Here is a 2,561-nt window from a genome sequence, read left to right as displayed (position 1 = left end):
TTCGCAAAAAAAAGGAATTGTTTTCTCTGCTGGTAATGATAAAGGCATTGTGGAATGGCGCGTAGATGCGCCAGGATTTATCAAAGTTTTATTTCCAGTAAGTTCATCCGTTTATGCATTGCATTGTCCTACATCTGCTCCACTCCTATTTGCTGGGGAGCGTAGCGGACAAGTAGATGTATTTAATTTTGAAGAGCAAAAAATTAGTGCTGTTTTACAATTTCACAAACTTCCAATTTTTGATATTAAGTCAATAGTTTCTAAAAACGAGGTATTACTTTCATCTGAAGATGGCTCAGTTTCAGTTTGGGATCTCACAAATCTAAAAATGCTATATAATTTCAAAGTTTCCAATCAAACGGTGAGAGTTATAGCGGTAAGTCCAGATGAAAAAATAGTAGCATTTGGCTCTAAAGACAATACAATCAAAGTGTACAATTTAAGTGATTATAGTCTTAAATGCGTACTTGACCAACATAGTCTCCCGATTAGTTCCTTACAATTCTCACCAGATAGTAAGCAGCTCATTTCAGGCAGCAGAGATGCCCAAATGAAGGTTTGGAGCACATCCGACTTTTCACTCATTCAGAGCATCCCAGCACATTTATATTCCATTTACTCCATTGCTTATCACCCCATTTTACCCATTTTAGCAACAGCAAGCAGAGATAAAAGCATTAAAATTTGGAATTCAGAAAATTTCGAACTTTTAAAAACGCTAAGTATTGAAAAGGGCTTTGAAGGCCATCATTTATCCATCAACAAAATTGTATGGGAGCCTGAAAATCAAAAACTTATCTCCGTAAGCGATGATAAATTAATAAAGTTTTGGGATATAAAATTTTAAAGAAAGCAAATAAAAATTAATTTTTTTAGCCTAAGAAAAACGCTTTACAATCCTAAGTTTATGGGTGTATCGATTTAATTCAGTATTAAAAATCCCCTGATTATCAATGGGATCAATTCTTACCGTTCCTGAAGCATGAATAATTTTTTGATTATCCAACATGATTCCAACATGCGTAATCCGACCTTCTTCATTATCAAAGAATGCGAGATCACCAGCTCTAGACTCCTGCAGAAAACCAACTAATTCGCCTTGCTCAGCTTGTTGCCATGCATCGCGCTTCAGTTTGATACCAAATTGTTTAAATACCATTTGAGAAAAACCCGAACAATCGATTCCGAAGATGGAGCGCCCACCCCATAGATATGGAGAACCAAGGTAAAATTGAGCAGCATCTTTCACTCCTGAACGAAATTCAGAATTAATGGGATTGATTGTAGCCCCTTCAAGCTTATATCTTGTATCACCTAAATAAAATAGGCCATCTACATTTTGTGGAATAGTAGAACCTGCTAATAGCTTTAAAACAGTTAAATTATCTGTCTTTGATACCTTGTGAAAAACTTGTAAACTCAAAATCGACTTAGAATTTCGTAGTCCATCAAAAGTCGCCTGATTAACTTTAACATATTGTTTATTATCAATCCAGCCTTCATATTCATCATATTCGGTCTGAATTCGGCTCCATTTTTCTCCAACTTCCAATAAAGTAAAATGATCGCCAAATAAAAGTTGCGAGCACATTTCGCTTTTATCAGATGCTTCAGTCCTAAGCGGAACTAAAGATAAATTGCACACCCCAAATGATAGATTCATCTTGCAAATAAACCAAATTTTGAGTAAATTAGCTATAATGATAAAATTCATATCATTTTAACGCCTAATCTTATGGTGAGTCCTGAAAATATTCATAGAATACTTATTGCAGTTGAAGACAGTCCATATTCTGAAAAAGCCATTAATTATGGGGTAATTTTGGCTAAAAGCTTGGGCGCGAAGATTACGCTAGTTCATGTAGATGAGATCCCAATAAGCTCGCCCTACTCTGCAGATCCGCTTTTAAATGAATCGCCAGCAATGATTCCTGAGCTGATGCATATTCAAGAAGAAGCGAGTAAAGCATTTTTAAAAAGAATAGAAGATCAATATGGTTCTGATGTTAAACTTTCAACAGTTACAAAAATTGGAAGGGCGCAGGATGAGATATTGGCTGTAGCCGATGATTGCAAAGCAGATATGATTATTTTAGGAACCCATGGAAGGACAGGTTTTGATCATTTTATTTCTGGTAGTGTATCACAAAGTGTGGCTCGGAAGGCTAAATGTCCAGTACTGATCATACCGAATCCTGAAAAAAAATAGAACAAAAAAAATGCGATCCTTAAACCGGATCGCATTTTTTATCTAAGAGTATTTTTACTCTACGTGAAGCCAAGCTTTCTTAGCTAGTAATTCTTCACGAGATTCGCGAACATCTTCATCATCCACACAACAATCTACTGGACAAACAGCTGCGCATTGAGGTTCATCGTGAAAGCCAACACATTCAGTACATTTATCAGGTACGATGTAATAAACCTCATCAGAAATTGCGGATTGTACTTCTTCTGCATCTAAATTTGTTCCATCTCCGAAGTCAATTAATCCTCTAAGATTAGTCCCATCAGAAAACCTCCATGTTGCACCCGCATCATAAATTGCATTATTAGGGCAT

At 36.0% G+C, this 2,561-nt stretch carries 4 protein-coding genes; 2 read left to right on the top strand and 2 right to left on the bottom strand.

Annotated features, from left to right (window positions below):
• On the top strand, positions 1–847 hold an 847-nt coding region (locus ACIQ0D_RS12630), incomplete at its 5' end, for a WD40 repeat domain-containing protein (protein WP_395806157.1).
• Positions 848–877: 30 nt separating this feature from the next.
• Here ACIQ0D_RS12630 and ACIQ0D_RS12625 read toward each other — a convergent pair.
• Positions 878–1,663 (bottom strand): C40 family peptidase, encoded by a 786-nt coding sequence (locus tag ACIQ0D_RS12625; RefSeq protein ID WP_395806155.1) that lies wholly within the window; start codon positions 1,661–1,663, stop codon positions 878–880.
• Positions 1,664–1,735: 72 nt separating this feature from the next.
• Here ACIQ0D_RS12625 and ACIQ0D_RS12620 point away from each other — a divergent pair, with 72 nt between their 5' ends.
• Positions 1,736–2,209, top strand: a complete 474-nt coding sequence (locus ACIQ0D_RS12620) for a universal stress protein (RefSeq protein ID WP_395806153.1) — start codon at positions 1,736–1,738, stop codon at positions 2,207–2,209.
• A gap of 54 nt (positions 2,210–2,263) precedes the next feature.
• Here the strand turns inward: ACIQ0D_RS12620 and ACIQ0D_RS12615 are convergent.
• The coding region (locus ACIQ0D_RS12615; protein WP_395806151.1) for a ferredoxin at positions 2,264–2,561 on the bottom strand (298 nt) is incomplete at its 5' end.

This window comes from Daejeonella sp., from assembly GCF_044342615.1.
In the GTDB taxonomy this organism is placed as follows: Bacteria; Bacteroidota; Bacteroidia; order Sphingobacteriales; family Sphingobacteriaceae; genus Daejeonella.
The sequence above is the reverse complement of the archived record's forward strand: the minus strand, read 5'-3'. Positions and strand labels throughout refer to the sequence as shown.

Coding starts and splice junctions, on each gene's coding strand:
- ACIQ0D_RS12620 (WP_395806153.1), top strand. CDS start 1,736: ATGGTGAGTCCTGAAAATATTCATAGAATACTTATTGCAGTTGAAGAC.
- ACIQ0D_RS12625 (WP_395806155.1), bottom strand. CDS start 1,663: ATGAATCTATCATTTGGGGTGTGCAATTTATCTTTAGTTCCGCTTAGG.